Below are 21,618 nucleotides of genomic sequence, written 5' to 3'. Positions count from 1 at the left end.
CCCAGAGAATCTCCCCAAATCGTTCTCTTGACATTCCAAAGCGCTGAAAGATCTCCGCGGTAGGTGCACCGCCAAACGGAACCCAGATGAGAGCGAACTGGATGAACTCGTCCACGTCGCCACGAGCCTTGTCGCGTTTCATACGGGCGTGCCGCAGTGCCCATCGTTGACGCTCGGCCTGGTACAGGCGCAACTTCTCCTCGCGGTGCACCTCACTTTCGCGTGGTGACAGTCGTGCGGCGGAGGCCTGTGGAAGATGCGCGTTGAACATGTCGTTCCTTGTGTCGTATCGGTTCAGTGTCTCGAAGCCGTCCTACGGCCTCGCATTTCAGCAGCTGCTTCGAAAACGGACAGTCGAGCAGGCTCCCAACCCCACCTCAGCAACCAACTTTGCCAGCGGAGTGACCACCGTCAACTCCGTAGCGACTCTCTACGTCCGTTGACGAAGCCCTTTCCAATGAAGCGTGCCTCAACTGCCGCGATATGGACTATAATCCAATTATAGACTCCAGTATAGGGTGGCGTGCCGAGGACGTCAACGTCGGTTTCGAGCCGATGCCCACACCCTCAATCCGTGCATCCGGCGAAGTTCCGACTCGACTAGGTCAATCCCGAATCTTGGATTCTGGGTGGTTGTCTCCGGCCGACAGATTGCGTCCATCTCTCATCCCTCGGAGTGGACACGTGGGTTTCTCGACCTTCGACTCACCGCATGGTTACCTCCTCCGTCGCCGCACCGACGCCAGGATCACTTCGGCACTAAAGTCGGCCCGGCGGCTCTGCCAGATGCTCACAGGGGGCTTCCGGAGCATCCCTTCCGATGGACACCGCGGCGCTGAAGCTCTGGAACTACGAGCCGGTCGAAATCTCCACACCCGTGGGAAAATAGGGCGTCACGAAGAGTCAGCGACCTGAGTCCGTCGAGTTCTTTGAGGGCCGGAATACGAGCGGCGGTAATCCTGCCGCGGTCGCCGACCATCAGCATGTTCTCCAGTCCGAAGGTGTCTTTGACGGCGGTCGCGGCGCAGGTAAGGCGGTAGGGTCGGCGGTGTTGCCGAGGAAGACCCGGACCGCGACCGGACTGCCGGAGGGGTCGGTGAGCAGGCCGTATTCGCAGACACTGCGTACATCACCACCGAGTTACGTCATCACACGGGTCGATTCGCTTTTCCCGCGTCGAAAAATCAACGCCCTCTTCGGCCCTCACCGCCGCGTCTCCTGACGCACTGAAGTCCTGAACCCGGATTTTGATGTCCGGGCCAGGCTGCCGTCGGCACGTCACCGGCCCGCAGTGCCTCCCGGACGTTCCGCGTCGGTCACGTGCCCTCCGCGGCGGGTCACCGGGGGGCGTCCTCGTCGAGGCTTTCGAGCGCGCTGACCGCGAAGGGGTCATCCGGGCGAACCGGCTCGAGCCGGTCCAGGATCAAGAACGCGTCGTGCTCGGGGGTTCCCGGCTTCGCGTAATACGACAGGAGGCTGTGCCCGTCGGCGCCCTCCAACCGCATCACCTGGTAGTTGACCTTGAGATCCCCGACGTCGGGATGGCGCAGGGTCTTGCTGCCCTGCTTGTACCTGGTTACGTCGTACCGTTCCCACAGGCGGGCGAACTCTGGGCTCTTCACCAACAGCTCCCCGACGAGACTGCGCAGATCCCTGGCGTCGGGCTCGACCGCGGCCAGGCGCCGCAGCCCGGCGACCACACCGTTCAGCTGAGCCTCCCAGTTCACGTACAGGTCACGCGCCCCGGGATGCAGAAACGCGAACCGAGCCACGTTGCGCTGCGTGGCTGGCCACTCCGAGATCCCGGCGAGCATGCGGATGCCGCCGGGGTTCGACGCCAGCACGTCCCCGATCCGGTTCGTGACGTAGGCAGGGAATGGGCGCAGGTTCTCCAGGATCAATATCACCCCGAGGGGCACGTGACGGGAGGTGGCGACGTTGGCGGCGGTGGCGTGGCGGTCGGCCTGGGTGGCCAGTTCACGCAGGTGGGCCAGCTCTTCGTCGTCGAGTTGGAGGGCTCGGGCGAGGGAATCGATGACCGCGGGGCTGGGGCGGCGTTCGGTGCCGCGTTCGAGGCGCACGTAGTAGTCGATGCTGATCCCGGCCAGCGCCGCCAGTTCCTCGCGCCGCAGTCCGGGGGTACGGCGAAGACCTCCTCCCCGGACGAGGCCAACCTCCTCCGGGGAGAGTCGGTCGCGGCGGGAGCGCAGGAATACACCAAGTTCGGTGACCTGGCGTGGCTGACGGGCGGGACTCATGACATCGATGATCCCTCTCCATCGGGATTGGTGACAGGCAGTGCCACTCCCTGGAACGTCAGGGTCTGGCACCGGGCGGAGCGAGGCCGAACAGTGGAACCTGCCGCGGTTGCGCGGCATGCGTCTTCCCCTGTTGTGCGGTTTCGAAGGATGGTCATGTCGTCTGTGTCACAAGATGTTCCGAATGCAGTGCGCCGTTGGGCGGTGCTGGCGGTCATCTCGGCCGCGCAGCTGATGGTGGTGTTGGATGGGTCGGTGGTCAACATCGCCCTTCCGCAAATGCAGGTGGACCTGGGGATGTCGGACGTGGCCAGGCAGTGGATCGTTACCGCCTACGGTCTCGTGTTCGGCGGCCTGCTCCTGGCCGGGGGTCGCCTCTCGGACCGGTGGGGGCGCAAGCAGACGTTTCTGGTTGGGCTGATCGGGTTCGCCCTCGCATCGGCGGTCGGTGGGTTCGCGATCAACACGGGGTTGCTGATCTTCGCCCGCGCCACCCAGGGCGTGTTCGCCGCGCTGCTGGCCCCCTCCGTGCTGTCACTGCTGACGCTGACCTTCCCGAAGGGGCGGGAGCGGGCCACCGCGTTCGGGATCTTCAGTGCTGTCGCCGCCGGCGGCGGCGCGATCGGTCTGCTGCTGGGCGGGCTGTTGACCGAGTGGGCGAGCTGGCGGTGGACACTACTGGTGAACGTCCCGATCGCCGCCGCAGTAGTCGTCGCTGCAGTGCTGCTGATTCCGCAGCACAAGCGCGGCGACCAGCCTGGCCGCATCGACCTGCCCGGTGCCCTGCTGGCCACCCTCGGCGTCGTGTCACTCGTCTACGGATTCACCAGCGCCGAGTTGTCCGGGTGGACCACATCGGGCACCCTGGCCCTGTTCGCGGCGACGGTCGTGCTCCTCGTCGCGTTCGTCATCGTCGAATCTCGGGTGCGTAACCCGCTGCTGCCGCTGCGGGTCGTCACCGACCGCAACCGTGCCGGCGCATACCTGGCGACGGGGTTTGCGATCATGGCGATGTTCGGCCAGTTCCTGTTGCTGACCTACTACTTCCAGCTCACCCTCGGCTACTCCCCCATCCAGGCCGGGCTCGCGTTCATCCCGCTCACCCTGTGCCTGGTGATCGGTTCGACCCAGATCGGCGCACGGCTGGCCACCACCATTCGTCCCCGCTATGTCATGGCCACTGGGTATCTGACCGCCGCGATCGGGTTCGGCGCCTTGGCTTTCCTCGGCCCCGACAGCTCCTTCTGGCATGTTCTGCCCGGGTCGATGCTGCTCGGGCTCGGAACCGGAACAGCCACCGTCGCCGCCACCGCGCTGGGCACCTTCGGTGTCGATTCCCGCGACGCCGGTATCGCCGCGGCGATGGTGAACACCTCCCAGCAGCTGGGTGGCGCGATCGGCACCGCGATGCTCTCTCCACCGTCGCCGCCAGTGTCACCGCGGGCATCTCCGACGGGACCGTCGCCACGACGCAGGCGACCATGCAGGGCTACAGCACCGCGTTCTGGGTCGCCGCTGGCCTCATGGTCAGCGCCGCCGCCTTGAGCCTTCTTCTGGTCGACGCCCGTGCCGACAGGCACGCGCCCATCCAGGACACCGACACGACCACGTCCGCCCCGTCCGTCGCCCCCGCACTCTGATCAACCGGGAAGGGACCATCATGAGCATCAGCGTCACCGACACTTTCGAACTCAACAACGGCGTCCGCATTCCCCTGATCGGGCTCGGCGTCTTCCAGACCCCGCCGGCCGAGACCACCCGGGCCGTGCAGACCGCGCTGGAGAATGGATACCGGCATATCGACACCGCCGCCGGATACCTGAACGAACACGAGGTCGGCGAAGGGATCCGCCGTTCCGGCCTGCCGAGGGAGGACATCTTCGTCGAGACCAAGATCTGGGTCAGCGATTACGGCTGCGACGCGACCCTGCACGCCTTTGAGAAGGCCACCCGCAAGATCGGGGTCGAGCAGCTCGATCTGCTGATCCTGCATCAGCCAGCCGTCGGCGCCTTCGACCGCACCATCGCCGCCTACCAGGCGCTGGAGAAGCTGCTGGCCGCCGGTCGTGTGCGTGCCATCGGGGTCAGTAACTTCACCCCCACGCTGCTCACCCGGCTGCTGACCGCAGCCGAGGTGGTGCCGGCGGTCAATCAGATCGAACTGCACCCCTACTTCACCCAGGTGCCCTCCCAGCAGGCCGATGCTGCCCACGGCATCCTCACCCAGGCATGGTCCCCGATCGGCGGCATCACTTTCTACCCCGGATTTGGCGGCTCCGGCAGGAGCACCCTCACCGACCCCACTCTCCGGCAGATCGCCCACGACCACGACAAGACACCGGCGCAGGTCATGCTGCGCTGGCACCTACAGCAGGGTCGCTCCTCCATCCCGAAGTCGACCAACCCCAAGCGCATTGCCGAAAACATCGACATCTTCGACTTCGAGCTCACCCCCGACCAGCTCGCCCGCATCGATGCGCTCGACACCGGTGTACGAGGCGGCCCGAACCCCGACCAACCCCAGTCCAGGTACTTCACCTTCCACATCCCCGAAGCCTGACAACGAACGAGAAGGCAAGGAGCCAATCATGATCCAGGAAGTCGCCGTCCTCATCGGCACCGGCAGCATCGGCCTCGCAGCGGCTCGCCGCGTGGCCTGCGGACGTACTCTGCTGCTCGCCGACCACAACCCACAGCAACTCGACACCGTCGCCGATCTCCTCCGCGGCGAGGGCTACGAAATCCGCACCCGGGTAACCGACGTGTCCGACCGCGCTGCCATCGCTGCGCTCGCGGACACCGCCGCCGAGCTCGGCACCGTCACTCGGCTCGTGCACGCTGCCGGCGTGTCCCCCGTCCAGGCCAGCACCGAACGGATCATCCACGTCGACCTGCTCGGCACCGCCTACGTACTCGAGGAGTTTGCCCGCGTCATCGGCGACGGCGGGTCCGGCATCGTCATCGCCAGCATGGCGGGCCACATGGGACCACGGTTCCCCGAAAAGCTCGAACACACACTGGCCTACGCCACCCTCGAAGAGCTCGCAGGGTCCGCTGTACTGGCCCCCGAGAATGTGGGCGACTCTGGCGCCGCGTACGTCCTCGCTAAACGCGCCAACGCCCTCCGTGTGCAGTCCGCCGCAATCACCTGGGGCGACCGCGGAGCCCGGATCAACTGCCTCAGCCCCGGCATCATCTCCACCCCGCTCGCCCGCGACGAGATGAGCGGCCCCAGCGCCGCCGGCTATGAAGCCATGGTCACCACCTCCGCCGCCGGGCGAATGGGAACCCCCACCGAGGTCGCCGACCTCGCTGCATTCCTGCTCGAGCCCACGGGTTCCTTCATCACCGGAGCGGACATCCTCATCGACGGCGGAGTCATCGCCGCCCAGAAGGCCGGAAGGCTCTAGCTATTTCGATGTGTGGCGCATAATACTGCAACGGCACTTGCTTGACAGGTAGCCGATAATGGTTGGATAGTTGTCGATTTGGTTGCTGCCGAGCTGGAAGCGGTCGACGCCACGCCAGCCGCAATCGGTGCGCGCCCGCCGACGTGGAACATGCACTGCATGAACGCGGGATCCTGGCGTCGAAAAACCGGGACGATCCCAACAAACTCGAAGCGTGGCGGTGCCTCGGCCGGCTCCACCGAACCGCCTTCACCGCACCACAGCGCGTCGCCGATGACACCGTCACCAACAGATCGCTGTGCCGCCGATGTCAGTTTGTGCGCCCAACGCACTTCCATCACCCGAACAACGACGCCATGGCTACCGGGCGCCACGGGCAGGACAGCGCGACCTCGATATCTGGTGATCCCCGAACCCGTGCGAGTTTGCGCCGAATACGCGCTTCGATCCAGCATTCCGAGGACCGCGTGCATGGCGTTCCTTGACGGGTCTGGTTGGCATCGAATAGGTTTGAGGACCCGCCATACGGTTGGGCAGATTGCGCATCACCCTCAGGCTCAATTGATGAGGATGCGCGTACTTCGCATGGCGGGTCCTCTTGCGTCGACCGCTTTCAGGTACAGGACACCCGGAAAAGTTGGTCGACGAGTTTGTGGGTCGGGCGGTGAGTACTTCAAGCACTCCGAATGGGAAATGCCCAGTGCTGTGCCTGAATGCTTTCAATCACAGCCCCACGGCGGGCCGCTTAGTTCAGCGCCGGTTCGATCGCGTCGAGTCTGGCACCCACATTGCGAAGCAAGTCATTCCACGACGCCGCAAACTTATCGAGACCTTCTCGCTCGAGCTGTGCAGCCACATCGGTCATGGCGATTCCCAGCGACTCGAGTTGCAGCAACACCTCCTGGGCGGACTGGATGTTGGAGGCGATGGTGTTTCCACGGATGTTGCCGTGATCGAAGGTGGCTTCGAGGGTGGTCGCCGGCATGGTGTTCACGACTGTGGGCGCGACGAGTTCGACCACGTAGGTCGTGTCGTCAAGCGAGGCGTCCTTGACTCCGGTCGATGCCCACAACGGGCGCTGCAGGTTCGCTCTCTGGCCCAGCAACGCCCGAGCACGTGAGGTGGCGAAGCGCTGTTCGAATGCCTGATAGGCGAGGCGCGCGTTCGCGACTCCGGCGCTCGATATGAGGGCAGATGCAGATTCGGTGTCCAGTGCACTCAGACGTTTGTCGACCTCGGCGTCCACGCGCGATACGAAGAATGATGCGACGGAATGGATCTTGCTGATATCGAGTCCGGCTGCTTGCGCTCGTTCGAGGCCGTCGAGGTATGCGTCGACGACACCGTTGTAACGGTCAAGGCCGAAGATGAGGGTGACGTTGACGCTGATGCCTTCGGCGAGGACCGCGGCAGTGGCCTCGAGCCCTGCCGTGGTCGCCGGGATCTTCACCATCAGGTTGGGGCGGTCGATCGCGGCAACGAGGCGCCGGGCCTCGGCCACCGTGGCATCGGCGTCGTGGGCGAGCTCGGGTGGCACCTCGATGGAGACTCGTCCGTCGCGTCCGCCAGAGGCGTCGTAGCGCGGCCGCAAGACTTCGCAGGCGCGGGCGACATCCTCCGTGGTCAGCTGGAAGACCGCTTCCTCCACGGTGACGCCCTGGCGGGCCAGATCAGCGATCTGGGAGGAGTACGCCGATCCTCGCGCGAGGGCGGTGGCGAAGATGGTGGGGTTGGTGGTTACACCCACCACGTTGCGGGTCTCGATCAGCTCACGCAGCGTCCCGGTATCGAGTTGATCCCGGGAGAGGTCGTCCAGCCAGATGGAGACGCCTTCGGAGGTGAGCTGGGCGGTGGGGCTAGGTGTCATTGTCGATCCTGAGGTGAGGGGTTGCCGCGCGGTGGTTGTGATCGGCGGGCGAGCAGGATTGCCGCTTGACCAGTTGCACGGCGAGGATGTTGCGGCGCCGGAAACGCCGATGTGGGTGGTCGATCCGATCAAGGATCCGGTCGATGGCCTGCCGTCCGAGGTCGGACGGATTCTGGTCGATGACTGTCAACGGCGGGCACAGCGCGTCTGCCATGGGGAAGTCCCCGAATCCGACGACCGAGAGATGGCTGAGGTCGAGTTGTTGGATGACAGGGACACAGACCATCGAGATGCGGGCGTTCGACAGGAACAACGCCGTCGGGGGGTGGTCGCGGGACATCAACGATGTCAGTACCTCCGCAGCATCCGCCCGGTTGCTCGCCCCCATCACGGTCAGATTGTCGTCCTGGGCGATGTTCGCGGCGTCGAGCGCCGCACGGTATCCCACGAGCCTGTTTCGGGTGGTGGGGATGGTTTCGCTGTCGCCGATGAAGGCGATCCTGCGGTGCCCGAGGTTGATGAGATGGTCGGTGGCCGTGATCGCGCCGCCGTCGTCGTCGTCGACGAAGCTGTCGGCGGCGAGGTTGTGTGGGGCGCGGTCGACGAAGACTGTGGGAGTTCGGCTGATCCACCGCTTGAGGTAGGCCTGGTCCGAACTGGTTGGTGCGAGGATGAGGCCGCTGAGCTGTCGTCGCAGCAGGGACTCGACGATCGTCTGTTCGTGAGCGCCGTGACCGTCGTCGCTCAGACTGGAGATGATCACGGCCATGTCGCGCTCGTTGGCACGGTCTTCAACCGCCCGCGCGATCGCGGCGAAGAAGGGGTCGGCAATGTCGGGGACCGCAACGCCGATTGCAGCCGGCTGGCCGGTCCGGAAGGTGGTGGCCATCGTGTTGGGCACGTAGTTCAGCGATTCGAGGGCCGCCTCGACACGGGCGCGTGTGTCGGGATCGACATGGGAGTCGCCGTTGTACACGCGAGATACCGTCTTGGCGCTGACCTGCGCCAGCGAAGCGACATCTTGCATCGTGGTCATTTCCGCACCTTCATCTCGTCACCTGGTTTCACGAAGCCCGCCCACGTAAGGAGTGGTTGTCCGGCGGTTCACGAATCCTGCCACAGGCACCACCTCCCGATACCAGCCAGCTCGCCGCTGGTCAGCGGCAGGTGTAGCCCCCGTCGATCGGCAAACTGACACCGGAGATCATGGACGCGTCGTCACTGAGCAGGAACGCGATCGGTGCCGCGATCTCCTCCTCGGTTGCCCACCTTCCGAGCGGCATCTGCTCGAGGAACGGCTTCTCGATTTCCGGGCGGCCCCAGTAGAAGGCGGACATCTCAGTCATCACCACGGTGGGATTGACACCGTTGACGCGGATGTTGTGCTTGCCCAGTTCCAGAGCGGAGACGCGGGTGATGTTGTCGAGCGCGGCCTTGGACGAACCGTAGGAAATGTGGCCGGGCAGCGCGACGAGGCTGGCCTGACTGGAGACGTTGACGATCGAACCGCCCTGACCCGTGGCGATCATCCCCGGCACGGCGTACTTGATGACCAGCAGTGCGCCACGGGCGTTGATGCTGATCACCTTGTCGAAGACGTCGATGTCGGTGTCCTGCGGGGTGGCGATCTCACCACCGAAACCACCGCAGTTGACCACGCCCCACAGCTCCAGGCCGGAGACCGCGTCACGAATACTGTCCTCAGAAGTGAGGTCGAAGGGCAGCGGCTGCGCGCCCGTCTCCTCCTCGAGCTTCTCGAGGGCGTCGACCGATCGGCCGGAGGCGAGGACTTTGGCCCCCTGGGCGGTCAGCCGACGCACTGTGGCTGCACCGATACCGCCGCTCGCTCCGGTCACCAAGATCGTTCGGCCATTGAAGTCAGCCATGAAAGTTCGCTTTCTGTCACAGATGTGGGCGGCGAGACCGCGTTCCGGGTCGTTCGGCCGCAAAGTGGGTGCACCCATCATCACACGCCATGTCACCGATGTCACTACCAAGCGAGTAACAATTTATGACATCGGTGACATGACATCTTCGGCAGTCGTCCACCGACGCGGACAACAGAACCATATCCGCAGCTAGTGCCAGGTTTTCGAAGGCGCCGTACCAGGCTACTCGGCAGCGCTCGCGCAGCCGTTCATGTCACCGGTGACATGAATTTGCCCTAAGGTAGTGACAACGGCAGTTGTGTAGGTCACACTGAGAGGACTCCACCTCTCGGAGTCACCGCAACAGAGCCATTGCGGATCAATGGGCTCTGAAACGTCGGCCCCCGATCAAGGATCAAAAGGATGCAACGATGCTGTGGACCTCTGCTGTGAACGACCCGGTCGCCATGCCCGGTCATTCCTCGGGCGAGCCAGCCATTTTCGCCGCTACCGTGGCCGAACTCGCCGATCGGGCCCGTCAGCTGATCGCCGGCGGTGAACGACGCCTACTCGGCATCACCGGTTCCCCGGGTGCAGGGAAGTCGTCCCTGTGCGTTGCGCTGGCCGAGGCACTCGGTGAGCACGCGGCGCTGGTCGGCATGGACGGGTTCCACCTGGCCAATGACGAGCTGATTCGGCTCGGTCGCCGCGACCGCAAAGGTGCCCCGGACACCTTCGACGTCGACGGCTACACCGCGCTGCTGAGGCGACTACGTCAGCAGGACAGCGAGGTGATCTACGCCCCGACGTTCAACCGCGGTCTCGAGGAGCCGATCGGCAGCGCGATCCCCGTACGCAAGCAGACGCCGTTGGTGATCACCGAGGGGAACTACCTGCTGATGAACAGCGGGGGCTGGGAAGATGTGCATCCCGCACTCGATGAGGTGTGGTACCTCGACGTGCCCGAACAGGTCCGAGAGGGCCGGTTGATCGGACGCCATCAGGCTTTCGGGAAGACCTACGCACACGCCCAGGAGTGGACGCGGGAGGTGGACCTTCGCAACGCCGACCTCATCGAGTCGACACGCCACCGCGCCGACCTGCTCGTCGAGGTTCTCGACGACCTCTCCCTCCAGGACGGGCCGTGTTGACCTCCGGTGCGCCGACGACGGCGCGGACATCCCTTCAGTACGCAACCAAGGAGCACTCATGACGACACCGATCCTCGAAGCGAGGGGACTTTCCCGTAGCTTCGGGAACGTCCGAGCCCTCGACGACGCCGACTTCGAGATCTATCCCGGCGAAGTCGTTGCCCTCATCGGTGACAACGGGGCCGGCAAATCGACCTTGGTCAAGGCACTGTCCGGCAACCTCGCCCTCGACTCGGGGGAGATTCTGTTCAACGGCAAGCCCGTCGATCTCGATAATCCCAGCGCAGCATCGAAATTGGGCATCGAGACGGTGTACCAGGATCTTGCTCTGGCGCCGCACCTCAACGCCGCTCAGAACATGTACCTCGGTCGCGAACTGCCCGCCCCCGGATTCCTCGGACACCTCGGCTTCCTCGACACGAAGACGATGCGAGCCCGCTCCCGTGAAGCTCTCGACGACCTCGGTGCCACCGTGCGCACCCTGACCGATCCGGTCGGTGCGATGTCCGGTGGCCAGCAACAGGCGATCGCGATCGCCCGCGCCGTCGCCTGGGCCAAGGGTGTGGTCTTCCTCGACGAGCCCACCGCGGCACTGGGCGTCGTGCAGACCAAGAACGTCCTGAGCACGATTCGCCGAGTCGCGGAACGGGGTGTGGCCGTGGTCTTCATCAGCCACTCCATGCCGCACGTGATCGAGGTCGCCGACCGGGTCCAGGTCCTGCGCCTGGGACGGCGAGTCGCGACCTACGAGGCCAAGAACACCACCATGGAAGAACTCGTCGGTGCAATGACCGGCGCAATCAGCGGAGCAGCATGACGATGACCAACCAAACCGCCACCCCTCCCACCTCGGTGCCCCCGAGCGCACCGCCACCCGCGGAGCCCTTCAGCCCGACCAAGGTCATCGGCACGCTGCTGCGGGTCCCGATGTTTCAGATCGTGCTCGTCCTGGTCCTGATCTGTGTGGTCTTCAGTGTCCTGGCGCCGGGCAGCTTCCCCGAATGGGGCAACTTCCGGCAGATCATCCAGAACGTGTCCATACTGGCGATCCTCGGGATCGGCATGACCTTCGTCATCGTCACCAGCGGCATCGACCTGTCCATCGGATCGGTACTCGTCTTCTCCGGTGTGGTCGCCGCCAAGACGATGCAGGCGCTCGGCGGCCAGGGCTGGGGAGTGGCCATCATCGGCATCGTGGTCTCGGTGCTGTCTGGCATGGCGTGGGGCACCTTGAACGGATTCCTCATCGCCAAGGCCAAGGTCCCGCCGCTGATCGTCACCCTCGGCACCCTCGGCGGTGCGTTGGGTCTGGCACAGGTCATCACCGGCGGCGTCGACATCCGGGAGGTCCCCGACGTCCTCGTCGACACCATCGGCTACGGCGACCTGCCGGCGACCACCTTCCCCCTGATCTCGGTCATCGCCCTCGTATTCGTCGTCACCTTCGCGATCATCCTGCACCGCACCAGATTCGGCCTCTATACCTACGCCGTGGGATCGAAGGAGGAATCCGCACGCCGCGTCGGTGTCAAGGTGGACCGGCATCTGATCAAGATCTACGCGCTCTCCGGGACCATGGCCGGGCTGGCCGGGATCTTGTCGCTGTCGCAGTACAGCACCACCGCCATCGCCGGGCAGGCGCAGACCAACCTGAACGTCATCGCCGCGGTCGTCATCGGCGGAACCAGCCTCTTCGGTGGCATCGGCACCATCTTCGGCACGGTCGTGGGTCTGTTCATCCCCGCCGTCCTGCAGAACGGGTTCGTCATCATCGGGGTGCAGCCGTTCTGGCAGCAGGTCGCGGTGGGCGCCGTGCTGATCGCTGCTGTCTACGTCGATCAACGTCGACGTGCCGCGGCGACCCGGGGCCGGTCCGGATCCAAAACCTCGCTGAGCAAGCTGTGGTCTCGAAGCCCCTAGCACACACCGATTCTCCCCACCCCGCAGTTCAGATCAGAAAGTGTTCCGATTATGACCAGGAAGTCACACACGATGGCCGCGGTGGTGGCGGTCGGCGCCGCCGCTACGCTGCTGCTCTCCGGTTGTGCCGGGGAGGCCGGCGGCAACGGCAGGGATATCGCGTTCATCCAGGGCCTCAGCGGTGACGAGTTCTACATCACCATGCAATGCGGTATCGAGTCGGCGGCGAAGGACGCCGGTGCCACCGTCAATACCCAGGGCCCGACCAAGTTCGACCCCACCCTGCAGAAGCCTCTCGTCGATTCGGTGGTGGCCTCGCGGCCGGCGGCCATCCTCATCGCGCCCACCGACGCGGCCGCCATGCGGGCACCTCTCAGGGCCGCCGAACGTGCCGGGATCAAGGTCATCCTCGTCGACACCACCCTCGACGATCCCTCGATCGGCGAGTCCCGGATCGCCTCGGACAACAAGGGTGGCGGCGCGGAAGCTTTCGCCGCCATTCGGCAGCTGAACCCGAACGGGGGCAAGGTCCTCGTGATGTCCACCGATCCGGGTGTGTCCACCCTCGATGCGCGGGTGGCGGGTTTCCAGGGTGCGGTCGAGCAGGATCCGAAGTTCAGCTACCTCGGGGTGCAGTACAGCCACAATGATCCCGCCGAGGCCGCGAAGATCATGTCCGCCGCCCTGTCGAAGGATCCGGACATCGTCGGTGTGTTCGCCGCGAACCTCATCGCCGCCGAGGGCACCGCCACCGGTGTGCGCCAGGCCAGCAAGCAGGACCAGGTCAAGATCGTCGGTTTCGACGCAGGCCCGGCGCAGGTCGACCAGCTGAGGGAGGGGACCGTGCAGGCACTGATCGCGCAGGAACCCGCCACGATCGGCACCGATGGCGTCGAACAGGCCCTGGCCGCCATCGACGGCAAGCCCGTCACCGCGAACATCCAAACCGGATTCCAGGTGATCACGGCCGAGAACGTCGACACCGAGGGTGCGAAATGGATCTACAAATCCTCGTGCTGACCCACTAGACCGGCAGCGGCGTTCCCCTGCCTTCAGGCGGGAACGCCACTGCCCTTCCACTCCTCAAGGATCAAGGACACCAAGGACTGTCATGCCCGGTCTCAGCCGTCAGGCTCTTCCCACCCTGCCCGCCACCGTCGCGACCCCGGACTACGACCGCGACGACGTACGGACCGGAATCGTGCACTTCGGTGTCGGCGGATTCCACCGATCCCATGAGGCGATGTACGTCGACCGCGTCCTGTCGGCAGGACACCACGCCTGGGGAATCTGCGGCGTCGGTGTCATGGCCGCGGACGCACGGATGCGTGACGCCCTGGCAGGCCAGGACCACCTCTACACCCTCGTCACCCGAGACACCGACGGCACCGCGCACACCCGGGTGATCGGCTCCATCGTCGATTTCCTCTACGCCCCGGACGACCCCCAGGCCGTGCTGGACCTGATGACGGCCCCCGACACCCGGATCGTGTCCCTCACCATCACCGAGGGCGGCTACGGCATCAACGACGTCACCGGCCAGTTCGATCCGCACGATCCCGGCACGCTCCACGACCTCACCCACGACGAGCTGCCACGCAGCGTGCTCGGATTCATCACTGCCGCGTTGGCTCGGCGACGTACCCGCGGCATCGCCCCCTTCACCGTCATGTCATGTGACAACATCGAACACAACGGCGCCGTGGCCCGGGCCGCGGTCACCGCGTTCGCCGAGCGCCAGGACCCCGACCTGGCGTCCTGGATCGCCGACACCGTCGCGTTCCCCAGCTCCATGGTCGACCGGATCACCCCGGCCACCACCCCCGAAGCCAGCGAGGCGATCGCGGCCACGCTCGGTGTCACCGACCGGTGGCCCGTCACCTCCGAGTCCTTCGAACAATGGGTCCTCGAAGACCACTTCCCGCTCGGGCGGCCGCCGTTCGAAGACGTCGGGGTGCAGATCGTCGAGGACGTCGAACCGTACGAGCTGATGAAGCTGCGCCTGCTCAATGCCTCCCACCAGGTCATGAGCTACCTCGGGATCCTGGCCGGACACACCTACGTCCACGAGATCTTCAACGACCCGGACCTGACCGACTTCGTGATGTCCTACATGTCCGACGAGGCAGTCCCCACCCTTCGGCCCGTCCCCGGAATCGATCTCACCGACTACTGCGACCAGCTGCGGCAACGGTTCTCCAGCAACACCATCCGCGACACTCTCGCCAGGCAAATCGTCGATGCGTCCGACCGTATCCCCAAGTTCGTGCTCCCCGTCGCCCGCGTGCAACTCGCCCACGGCCGCTCGATCGATCACATCGCACTCGTCCTCGCAGCGTGGTGCTCGGTCGTGTCCATCACCGACCTGTACGTCCCGGTCGTCGACAAACGGGCCGACCGGTTGTGTGAACTCGCCCGCGAAGACCGCACCCGGCCGGGCGCCTTCCTTGAGCACCCCGCGATCTTCGGCGACCTCGCCGACAACGCGCATCTGCGCCTCGCCTACTGCGCCGCCAAAAACGCGCTGATCGAACACGGGCCGCGGACCGCCGCACGGGAGGTCACGGCCACCGCGAGCGCAACCTCATGACCGCATTCGACCCCGTCTGCCACACCTTCGCCGTCGACGCCCTCCTGATCGACTGTGACGGGGTCCTCGTCGACTCACACAACGCCGCAGCCCTGGCCTGGAACGAGTGGGCGCGCCGATGGTCACCGGGCTTCGACTTCCACCGAGACATCGAACACGGCCGCCGCATCCACGACCTGGTCGCCGAGCTCGTCGCCCCCAGCGACGCCGACGAGGCCGCCGCCGAACTGATCGCCGTGGAGCTGGCGCATGCCACCGAGGTGCCGCCGCTGCCCGGTGCCCGCGAGCTCCTGTCCACCAGCCCCGCCGGTACCTGGGCGGTGGTGACCTCCGGTGGACGGGCTCTGGCGACCGCCCGCATGGCCGCCGCCGGGCTCCCGCTCCCGCAGGTCCTCGTCACCGCCGAAGACGTCAGTGCCGGAAAACCTTTCCCGGATCCCTATCTCGTGGGCGCCGGCCGGTTGAACACGCCGCCGCGGCGGTGTGCGGTCTTCGAAGACGCCCCCGCAGGCATCGCAGCGGCCCGCGCCGCCGGCGTCGGCACGATCATCGGGGTCGGCGCCGCCGCCCAGACCCCGGACGTTGCCATGACCGTCACCGACCTGCAGGGCATCGTCTTCGACGGCGGACGCCTGACCATCCCCGTCCACGCCGTCCTCACCGATCACCACCGCTAACTGGCGTTCCCGCCGCGAAGGACCCTCCATGACCACGACGATGACCGACCTGACCGAGCTTCCGGCCTGGCGTGCGCTCGCCGCACACCGGGACACCCTCGACGGGGTACACCTGCGGGAGCTGTTCGCGCAGGACCCGGAGCGGGCGTCGGGCTTCTCCGCCACCGCAGGTGACCTGCACATCGACTACAGCAAGCATCTCGTCACCCGCAGTATCCTGGCGCAGTTGATGAAACTGGTCCGCTCGATCGGCTTCGCCGACCATCGGGATGCGATGTTCGCCGGTGCGCCGATCAACACCTCGGAGGGCCGCGCGGTCCTGCATACCGCGTTGCGGCTGCCCCGTCAGGCGGAACTCGTGGTCGACGGACGCGACGTCGTCACCGACATCCATGCCGTCCTCGACGCGATGGGCGAGTTCACCGACCGCGTCCGAGACGGCCATTGGCGCGGCGCCACCGGTGCCCGCATCCGCACCCTCGTCAACATCGGCATCGGCGGCTCCGACCTCGGGCCAGCCATGGTCTACCGCGCTCTGCGCCACTACGCCGATCCCACGCTCGAGGTGCGATTCGTCTCCAACGTCGACCCGGCGGATCTGACCGCCGCCCTCGACGGTCTCGACCCAGCCACGACTCTGTTCGTCGTCGCGTCGAAAACCTTCACCACCGAGGAGACGCTCACCAACGCCACCGCCGCCCGACGGTGGCTGGTCGCCACACTCGGCGAGGACGCCGTCGCCGCGCACTTCGTCGCGATCTCGACCAACGCCCGCCGCGTGGCCGAATTCGGCATCGACCCGACCAACATGTTCGGGTTCTGGGATTGGGTGGGCGGACGATATTCCGTCGACTCGGCAATCGGGTTGTCGGTGATGGCCGCGATCGGCCGGGACCGCTTCATCGAGCTTCTCGATGGTTTTCACACCATCGACGCCCACTTCCGCACGGCACCACTCGAATCGAACGCGCCGGTGCTACTCGGCGCGCTCGGGGTGTGGTATACGAGCTTCCTCGGGGCGCAGTCGAGGGCGGTACTGCCCTACAGCAACGACCTCCAGCGGTTCCCCGCGTATCTGCAACAGCTGACGATGGAATCGAACGGCAAGTCCGTACGTACCGACGGCACCGCCGTGACCTATCCGACCGGTGAGGTCTTCTGGGGTGAACCCGGCACCAACGGTCAGCATGCGTTCTACCAGTTACTGCACCAGGGCCGGCAGCTGATTCCGGCGGATTTCATCGGTTTCGTCCGGCCCACCGACGATCAGCTCACCCTCGACGGCCAAGGCAGTATGCACGACGTGCTGATGGCGAACTTCTTCGCCCAATCACAGGTTCTCGCCTTCGGCCGCAGCGCCGACGAAATTACCGCTGAGGGCACCGCCCCCGAACTCGTTGCGCACAAGGTGATGCCGGGAAACCGTCCCTCGACTACCATCCTCGCTCCCCAACTCACTCCCTCGACGCTCGGGCAGCTCATCGCCCTGTACGAACACCAAGTTTTCGTCCAAGGCGTCATCTGGGGAATCAACCCGTTCGACCAGTGGGGTGTCGAACTCGGCAAGACCCAAGCATCATCGCTGTATCCGCTGGTTGCTGGACTGACCGAAACGACCTCGGGCGGAGACGCATCCACGGATGTGTTGATCGCCACCTACCGGTCTCTGCGCGGTGAGAGCACTACAACATGAAACCCAACTGGTTCTGTATCGCACGGTGTGATGCTGTCAGTGTTCGTCGCGGAAAACCTGCCCGATCTCGGCGGGGATACGTCCCCGACAGGAAAGGTCGTATCCCTGCTCGATCGCCCAGGCGCGAATCTTCCTCGTTTCGCCCCGCGGCCACTATTATTTGCCACCCGGTGTAGCTGATTATGGTTATGCCGTATACGTTGCCGAGGCCCAGGATCACACCCAGCATGATGCATCCGTTTGTGTAGCCGGATTCCTGCGGAGCCCCCCGACGCGGACGCGCCGGCGGTGACCACAGTGACGAGGGTGGCCATGAATGCAGCTCCCAGTGCGCCGCCGATGGTCCGGGATCTTCCGTCCATCCAACGGGCGGCACCGATCTGTTCCGGCGGCATCGTTATCGCCTACTTCGCGACCACGAACCTCACGTCGTTCTCGGCGCAGAGTTGCTCGAGTTCGGGGTTGCTCTGGTCGGTGATCAGCACGTCGACATTGCTGAGCGCGCACACGATGGCGAAGTCACTGACTCCCACCTTGCTGTTGTCCATGGGGACGATCACCCGGCGCGCCTGTTCCATAGCAGTCCGCTTGACTTGCGCTTCGGATAGGTCGGCGACGGTAAGGCCGACCTCGTTCAACCCGCTGACGCCGATGAATGCGGTGTTGAGGGTGAACTGCTGGAGCGCGGAGATGGCGAGGGGTCCGACAAAACTTCCACCCGCAGTTCGGTACTGCCCGCCCACGACTGTGTGGCGGACCGTGGGTGAGTTCGCGAGCGAGCGCGCAACGTCGATCGAGTTGGTGAGCACGTTGACGTTCTGGGGAACGCGAACACCATCGACTCGATCCTGGCCGGACGAACCCAATAGTCCTGCCAGGGCGCTGACCGTGGTGCCGGAATCGAAGAACACAGCGTCGCCGTCGACGATCTCTTCCAAGCACGCCCGGGCGATCGCGGCCTTGGCGGCCGCGTTCGTGCCCACTCGTTCACTGATGTCCAACTCGGTGGACGGAGTGATCGCGACTGCCGCGCCGTGGACTCGCTTGAGCAACCGAGCCGAGGCGAGGTCGGTGATGTCTTTGCGGACCGTGGGTTCTGTTACCCCGAGCAGCGTTGCCAGATCGCGTACCCGAACTCTGCCACGCGCCTGAACGATGCCGACGATGCGTTGACGGCGCTCGTCGGCGAACTCGGGCTGCTTCTCGACCGCATCGTCGGCCCGAGCCGCACCCGCCGATCGATCGCTCTTTACCCTGCTTTCTTCCATACATTCGAATGTACTCGAATTAAAACGATACCTGCCTTGGTGGCGCCGCCTGCGGCAAGCACAATCGTGGGATGGATAGTGAAACCTCCCGGTTGGCGCAAAAATCACCTCGCGGCGGGTCGCAACGTGCATTGCGGGAAACCAACACCCGTCTGGTGTTGGGTTGTCTGGCCGAGTTCGGTGAATTGACGCAAGCCGAACTGGCTCGGCGATCGGGCGTGTCCACCTCGACGGTGTCCAATATCGTCTCCGACCTGGATAAGACCGGGGTGATCGTGCGCGACGCCGGCGCGTCGGGCAGACGGGGCCAAGTGGTTCGTCTGGCCCCGAGCACCGGATATGTCGCCGGCATCGACATCGGACATCGCCACATGCGTGTGGCGTTGTCGGCCCGCGACCGGCGTGTGGTCGCCGAGGAACGTGTGCCCCTGCCGAATCAACACAGCCACACCATGGTCGCGCCCCTGATCTCGAAGAGCATCGACCGGCTCGTCGCGGACACCGGCGCACGGCGCAGTCAGATCTCGGTTGCGGGCATGGCGTTCCCGGCGGCCATCGATACGACGACCGGCGAGCTGCTGACGCCCAGCATCCTGCCCGGGTGGTCGCGCATCGACATCGCGGCGACCTTGTCGCAGGCCCTCGGGTTGACGGTCTATGTCGACAACGACGCCAATCTGGGAGCGATCGCCGAACAACGGCAAGGGGCCGCTCGGGGCGCGAGCGACGTGGTCTACCTCAAGCTTTCCGACGGTGTCGGCGCCGGGATCATCACCGGTGGCCGACTTCTGCGAGGCTCGGACGGAACGGCCGGGGAGATGGGCCACACGATGATCAATTCCGCCGACACCGTATGCCGGTGCGGCAACCGGGGATGTCTGGAAACCCTGGTCTCGACCCGTCGGGTGCTGTCCCTGCTCGAGCCCATCCACGGCGCCAACCTGACCATTGCCCAGGTCGTCGAGGCCGCGCGAAGCGGCGACCATGCGTGCGGCCGCGTACTCGGTGACGTCGGACGGACCGTGGGAGTAGCGGTGGCCAATGTTTGCAACATCCTCAACCCCGCCCTGGTGGTGGTCGGGGGCGAACTCGCCCTCGGCGAGGATCTGCTGCTCGATCCGATGCGCGAGGTGGTGATGCGCAATGCGATGCCCGGCGTCACCCGCAACCTCACCATCAGATCCGCCCAGCTCGGCGGTCGAGCACAACTGGTGGGTGCGCTCAGCATCGCCCTGCGGGCGGCCCCATTGCCCGTCCCGATAGGCGCCAAGCGCTGACCTGAGCCCCACAATTTCGTCCAACCTGGATATAAACCCGCCCCTGTAACGTGGCTCACATTCAATCGTTGCGGCTCGTTTTGTTTCATTTCTAGGGTGTTTTCAACGCATGAACACAAGCGTTCGCGTGTCTGGACGAAGGACTCGAAATGGTGACACCCCAAGCTGCCGGCGACGCCGGCGCAACCACCGCCGACGCAGCGGTGAGCGACACTTCCCCCATGCCTCGCTCCGTTATTCGGCTCGCCGGCGCCGCAGCGCTGGGCGGCCTGCTGTTCGGTTATGAAACCGCGGTGATCAACGGAGCTGCCGGCGCGATCCAGCAGCAATTCGAGGCCGGTGCGGCCGCGCTCGGGTTTGCTGTCGGTGCAGTCCTCATCGGCGCCGCGGGGGGTGCTCTTGTCGGTGGGCGTATTTCCGATCGGTTCGGCCGAGTACCGATCATGAGGATCGCGGCACTGTTGTTTCTCATCAGTGCACTCGGCTGCGCCTTTCCAACTGGCATCGAGGAATTCGTCGCCTTCCGCGTGCTGGGCGGTATCGGCGTGGGTATCGCCTCGGTGATCGCGCCGGCGTACATCGCGGAGATCGCCCCCGCTCGGGTCCGCGGCCGACTCGGTGCGCTCCAGCAACTGGCCATCGTCTCGGGCATTTTCCTGTCGTTGCTCGTCAACGCCCTGCTGGCCCGCCTCGCCGGTGGAGCCGACCAGACGCTCTGGTTCGGGTTGGACGCCTGGCAATGGATGTTCATCGCCATGGGAATCCCGGCGATCGCCTACGGCGTGTGTGCCTTCACCATCCCGGAGTCTCCCCGCAACCTGGTCGCCCGCGGGAAAGACCAAGCTGCCGAGAAGGTCTTGCAGACTTTGGGTGACCCGGAACCGGGTCATCAGGTCGAGCGTATCCGCGAATCCATCGCATCCGACCGCAAACCGTCGTTCAAGGACCTGCGCGGCTCGGCGTTCGGCCTGCAACGGGTCGTCTGGGTGGCGATCGTGTTCAACTTCTTCGTCCAGTTCACAGGCATCAACGTCATCTTCTACTACTCGAGTGTCCTGTGGAACGCGGTCGGCTTCTCCGAAGAGGATTCCTTCGTCATCTCGGTGTTCACCTCGATCGTGAACATCGTGGTCACCGTCATCGGTATGACCCTGATCGACCGGATCGGGCGCAAGCCGATGCTGCTGATCGGGTCGGCGGGGATGACTGTCACGCTCGGGCTCATGGCCTACCTGTTCGCCACGGCCACCCTGGTCGACGTCAACGGATCGGTCACTCCCGACCTCGGCCCCGTCGCCGGACCTCTGGCGCTGATCGCGGCGAACCTTTTCGTTGTCTTCTTCGGCCTTACCTGGGGAACAGTGACCTGGGTGCTGCTGGGTGAGATGTTCCCCAACCGCATGCGTGGCGCCGGGCTCGCATTGGCCGGTTTCGCTCAATGGGTCGCCAATTGGGTCATCACGGTCACCTTCCCGATGCTCAAGGAGGCCAACCTCGGAATCGCCTACGGCCTGTACGCATTATTCGCGCTGCTGTCCTTCTTCTTTGTCGCCCGATTCATCCGGGAAACCCGAGGCGTCGCACTTGAGGATGTCACCGCCGGCTGACACGGACCCAGCGACCAGAAAGGAAGGAGCCC

General features: G+C 65.1%; 18 protein-coding genes and 1 pseudogene. 12 read left to right on the top strand and 7 right to left on the bottom strand.

Translation table 11 applies throughout. The features are described from left to right. Both ACFU5V_RS40695 and ACFU5V_RS40690 read right to left on the bottom strand, forming a co-directional pair. Positions 1 to 271 (bottom strand): hypothetical protein (locus ACFU5V_RS40695; protein ID WP_378706789.1); only part of this gene is annotated, 271 nt, incomplete at its 3' end. Positions 272 to 1,337: 1,066 nt separating this feature from the next. Continuing rightward, positions 1,338 to 2,258, bottom strand: coding sequence for a helix-turn-helix domain-containing protein (locus ACFU5V_RS40690; protein ID WP_378706787.1), 921 nt, complete (start codon positions 2,256 to 2,258; stop codon positions 1,338 to 1,340). A gap of 156 nt (positions 2,259 to 2,414) precedes the next feature. Here ACFU5V_RS40690 and ACFU5V_RS40685 point away from each other — a divergent pair, with 156 nt between their 5' ends. The 3 genes from ACFU5V_RS40685 (at position 2,415) to ACFU5V_RS40675 (ending at position 5,668) form a co-directional block, all read left to right on the top strand. After that, positions 2,415 to 3,803, top strand: a complete 1,389-nt coding sequence (locus ACFU5V_RS40685; protein WP_378706785.1) for an MFS transporter — start codon at positions 2,415 to 2,417, stop codon at positions 3,801 to 3,803. Positions 3,804 to 3,918: 115 nt separating this feature from the next. Next, positions 3,919 to 4,818 (top strand): aldo/keto reductase, encoded by a 900-nt coding sequence (locus ACFU5V_RS40680; protein WP_378706783.1) that lies wholly within the window; start codon positions 3,919 to 3,921, stop codon positions 4,816 to 4,818. A gap of 28 nt (positions 4,819 to 4,846) precedes the next feature. Then, the gene (locus ACFU5V_RS40675) at positions 4,847 to 5,668 is read left to right on the top strand and encodes an SDR family oxidoreductase (protein WP_378706781.1); all 822 of its coding nucleotides are present in this window, start codon (positions 4,847 to 4,849) and stop codon (positions 5,666 to 5,668) included. 745 nt (positions 5,669 to 6,413) lie between these two features. Here ACFU5V_RS40675 and tal read toward each other — a convergent pair. The 3 genes from tal to ACFU5V_RS40660 all read right to left on the bottom strand — a co-directional run bounded on the left by tal (position 6,414) and on the right by ACFU5V_RS40660 (position 9,421). Beyond that, complete coding sequence (tal, locus tag ACFU5V_RS40670) at positions 6,414 to 7,535, bottom strand: transaldolase (protein WP_378706795.1); 1,122 nt, start codon at positions 7,533 to 7,535, stop codon at positions 6,414 to 6,416. After that, positions 7,525 to 8,571 (bottom strand): LacI family DNA-binding transcriptional regulator, encoded by a 1,047-nt coding sequence (locus ACFU5V_RS40665; protein ID WP_378706779.1) that lies wholly within the window; start codon positions 8,569 to 8,571, stop codon positions 7,525 to 7,527. The genes tal and ACFU5V_RS40665 overlap by 11 nt, the downstream gene beginning before the upstream one ends. Positions 8,572 to 8,692: 121 nt before the next feature. Further along, positions 8,693 to 9,421, bottom strand: coding sequence for an SDR family oxidoreductase (locus ACFU5V_RS40660; RefSeq protein ID WP_378706777.1), 729 nt, complete (start codon positions 9,419 to 9,421; stop codon positions 8,693 to 8,695). Positions 9,422 to 9,834: 413 nt separating this feature from the next. Here ACFU5V_RS40660 and ACFU5V_RS40655 point away from each other — a divergent pair, with 413 nt between their 5' ends. From ACFU5V_RS40655 to pgi, 7 genes are all read left to right on the top strand, one after another. Beyond that, positions 9,835 to 10,554 (top strand): nucleoside/nucleotide kinase family protein, encoded by a 720-nt coding sequence (locus ACFU5V_RS40655; RefSeq protein ID WP_378706775.1) that lies wholly within the window; start codon positions 9,835 to 9,837, stop codon positions 10,552 to 10,554. Positions 10,555 to 10,612: 58 nt separating this feature from the next. Continuing rightward, entirely contained in the window at positions 10,613 to 11,371 is a 759-nt protein-coding gene (locus tag ACFU5V_RS40650) for an ATP-binding cassette domain-containing protein (protein ID WP_378706773.1), read from the top strand. Positions 11,372 to 11,373: 2 nt separating this feature from the next. Then, positions 11,374 to 12,474 (top strand): ABC transporter permease, encoded by a 1,101-nt coding sequence (locus tag ACFU5V_RS40645; protein WP_378706771.1) that lies wholly within the window; start codon positions 11,374 to 11,376, stop codon positions 12,472 to 12,474. Between the two features lie 51 nt (positions 12,475 to 12,525). Next, positions 12,526 to 13,494 (top strand): ABC transporter substrate-binding protein, encoded by a 969-nt coding sequence (locus tag ACFU5V_RS40640; RefSeq protein WP_378706769.1) that lies wholly within the window; start codon positions 12,526 to 12,528, stop codon positions 13,492 to 13,494. 91 nt (positions 13,495 to 13,585) lie between these two features. Then, complete coding sequence (locus ACFU5V_RS40635) at positions 13,586 to 15,064, top strand: mannitol dehydrogenase family protein (protein ID WP_378706767.1); 1,479 nt, start codon at positions 13,586 to 13,588, stop codon at positions 15,062 to 15,064. Further along, on the top strand, positions 15,061 to 15,741 hold the full coding sequence (locus tag ACFU5V_RS40630) for an HAD-IA family hydrolase (protein WP_378706765.1): 681 nt from the start codon (positions 15,061 to 15,063) through the stop codon (positions 15,739 to 15,741). Before ACFU5V_RS40635 ends, ACFU5V_RS40630 begins: the two co-directional genes overlap by 4 nt. A gap of 28 nt (positions 15,742 to 15,769) precedes the next feature. Further along, positions 15,770 to 17,434 carry a glucose-6-phosphate isomerase gene (pgi, locus tag ACFU5V_RS40625; RefSeq protein WP_378706763.1) on the top strand — a complete coding sequence of 555 codons (1,665 nt, stop codon included), beginning with the start codon at positions 15,770 to 15,772 and terminating at the stop codon, positions 17,432 to 17,434. A 36-nt stretch (positions 17,435 to 17,470) separates the two neighbouring features. On the opposite strand, the pseudogene ACFU5V_RS40620 reads toward pgi, so the two are convergent. Beyond that, positions 17,471 to 17,578, bottom strand: a pseudogene (locus ACFU5V_RS40620) (histone-like nucleoid-structuring protein Lsr2); the annotation flags it as partial. 260 nt (positions 17,579 to 17,838) lie between these two features. After that, positions 17,839 to 18,834 (bottom strand): DeoR/GlpR family DNA-binding transcription regulator, encoded by a 996-nt coding sequence (locus ACFU5V_RS40615; RefSeq protein ID WP_378706761.1) that lies wholly within the window; start codon positions 18,832 to 18,834, stop codon positions 17,839 to 17,841. On the opposite strand from ACFU5V_RS40615, the gene ACFU5V_RS40610 reads away from it, so the two are divergent. Together ACFU5V_RS40610 and ACFU5V_RS40605 are read left to right on the top strand one after the other, a co-directional pair. Next, positions 18,774 to 19,979: an ROK family protein gene (locus ACFU5V_RS40610; protein ID WP_378706759.1), complete on the top strand. Its 1,206-nt coding sequence runs from the start codon at positions 18,774 to 18,776 to the stop codon at positions 19,977 to 19,979. The two genes, ACFU5V_RS40615 and ACFU5V_RS40610, sit on opposite strands and share 61 nt — an antisense overlap. Positions 19,980 to 20,200: 221 nt before the next feature. Further along, complete coding sequence (locus ACFU5V_RS40605; RefSeq protein WP_378706793.1) at positions 20,201 to 21,586, top strand: sugar porter family MFS transporter; 1,386 nt, start codon at positions 20,201 to 20,203, stop codon at positions 21,584 to 21,586. Positions 21,587 to 21,618: the final 32 nt, after the last annotated feature.

Origin of the sequence: Rhodococcus sp. NPDC057529 (assembly GCF_042802055.1) — a bacterium.
Lineage (GTDB): Bacteria > Actinomycetota > Actinomycetes > Mycobacteriales > Mycobacteriaceae > Rhodococcus_F.
This window is presented reverse-complemented; position numbering and strand designations above follow the sequence as displayed.

Excerpts from the sequence above, each read along its gene's own strand:
- ACFU5V_RS40635 (WP_378706767.1), top strand. The coding sequence starts at position 13,586 with ATGCCCGGTCTCAGCCGTCAGGCTCTTCCCACCCTGCCCGCCACCGTC.
- ACFU5V_RS40690 (WP_378706787.1), bottom strand. The coding sequence starts at position 2,258 with ATGAGTCCCGCCCGTCAGCCACGCCAGGTCACCGAACTTGGTGTATTC.
- ACFU5V_RS40665 (WP_378706779.1), bottom strand. The coding sequence starts at position 8,571 with ATGACCACGATGCAAGATGTCGCTTCGCTGGCGCAGGTCAGCGCCAAG.
- ACFU5V_RS40640 (WP_378706769.1), top strand. The coding sequence starts at position 12,526 with ATGACCAGGAAGTCACACACGATGGCCGCGGTGGTGGCGGTCGGCGCC.
- ACFU5V_RS40645 (WP_378706771.1), top strand. The coding sequence starts at position 11,374 with ATGACCAACCAAACCGCCACCCCTCCCACCTCGGTGCCCCCGAGCGCA.
- ACFU5V_RS40610 (WP_378706759.1), top strand. The coding sequence starts at position 18,774 with ATGGATAGTGAAACCTCCCGGTTGGCGCAAAAATCACCTCGCGGCGGG.
- ACFU5V_RS40650 (WP_378706773.1), top strand. The coding sequence starts at position 10,613 with ATGACGACACCGATCCTCGAAGCGAGGGGACTTTCCCGTAGCTTCGGG.
- ACFU5V_RS40685 (WP_378706785.1), top strand. The coding sequence starts at position 2,415 with ATGTCGTCTGTGTCACAAGATGTTCCGAATGCAGTGCGCCGTTGGGCG.
- pgi (WP_378706763.1), top strand. The coding sequence starts at position 15,770 with ATGACCACGACGATGACCGACCTGACCGAGCTTCCGGCCTGGCGTGCG.
- ACFU5V_RS40680 (WP_378706783.1), top strand. The coding sequence starts at position 3,919 with ATGAGCATCAGCGTCACCGACACTTTCGAACTCAACAACGGCGTCCGC.
- ACFU5V_RS40615 (WP_378706761.1), bottom strand. The coding sequence starts at position 18,834 with ATGCACGTTGCGACCCGCCGCGAGGTGATTTTTGCGCCAACCGGGAGG.
- ACFU5V_RS40630 (WP_378706765.1), top strand. The coding sequence starts at position 15,061 with ATGACCGCATTCGACCCCGTCTGCCACACCTTCGCCGTCGACGCCCTC.
- ACFU5V_RS40605 (WP_378706793.1), top strand. The coding sequence starts at position 20,201 with ATGCCTCGCTCCGTTATTCGGCTCGCCGGCGCCGCAGCGCTGGGCGGC.
- tal (WP_378706795.1), bottom strand. The coding sequence starts at position 7,535 with ATGACACCTAGCCCCACCGCCCAGCTCACCTCCGAAGGCGTCTCCATC.
- ACFU5V_RS40655 (WP_378706775.1), top strand. The coding sequence starts at position 9,835 with ATGCTGTGGACCTCTGCTGTGAACGACCCGGTCGCCATGCCCGGTCAT.
- ACFU5V_RS40660 (WP_378706777.1), bottom strand. The coding sequence starts at position 9,421 with ATGGCTGACTTCAATGGCCGAACGATCTTGGTGACCGGAGCGAGCGGC.
- ACFU5V_RS40675 (WP_378706781.1), top strand. The coding sequence starts at position 4,847 with ATGATCCAGGAAGTCGCCGTCCTCATCGGCACCGGCAGCATCGGCCTC.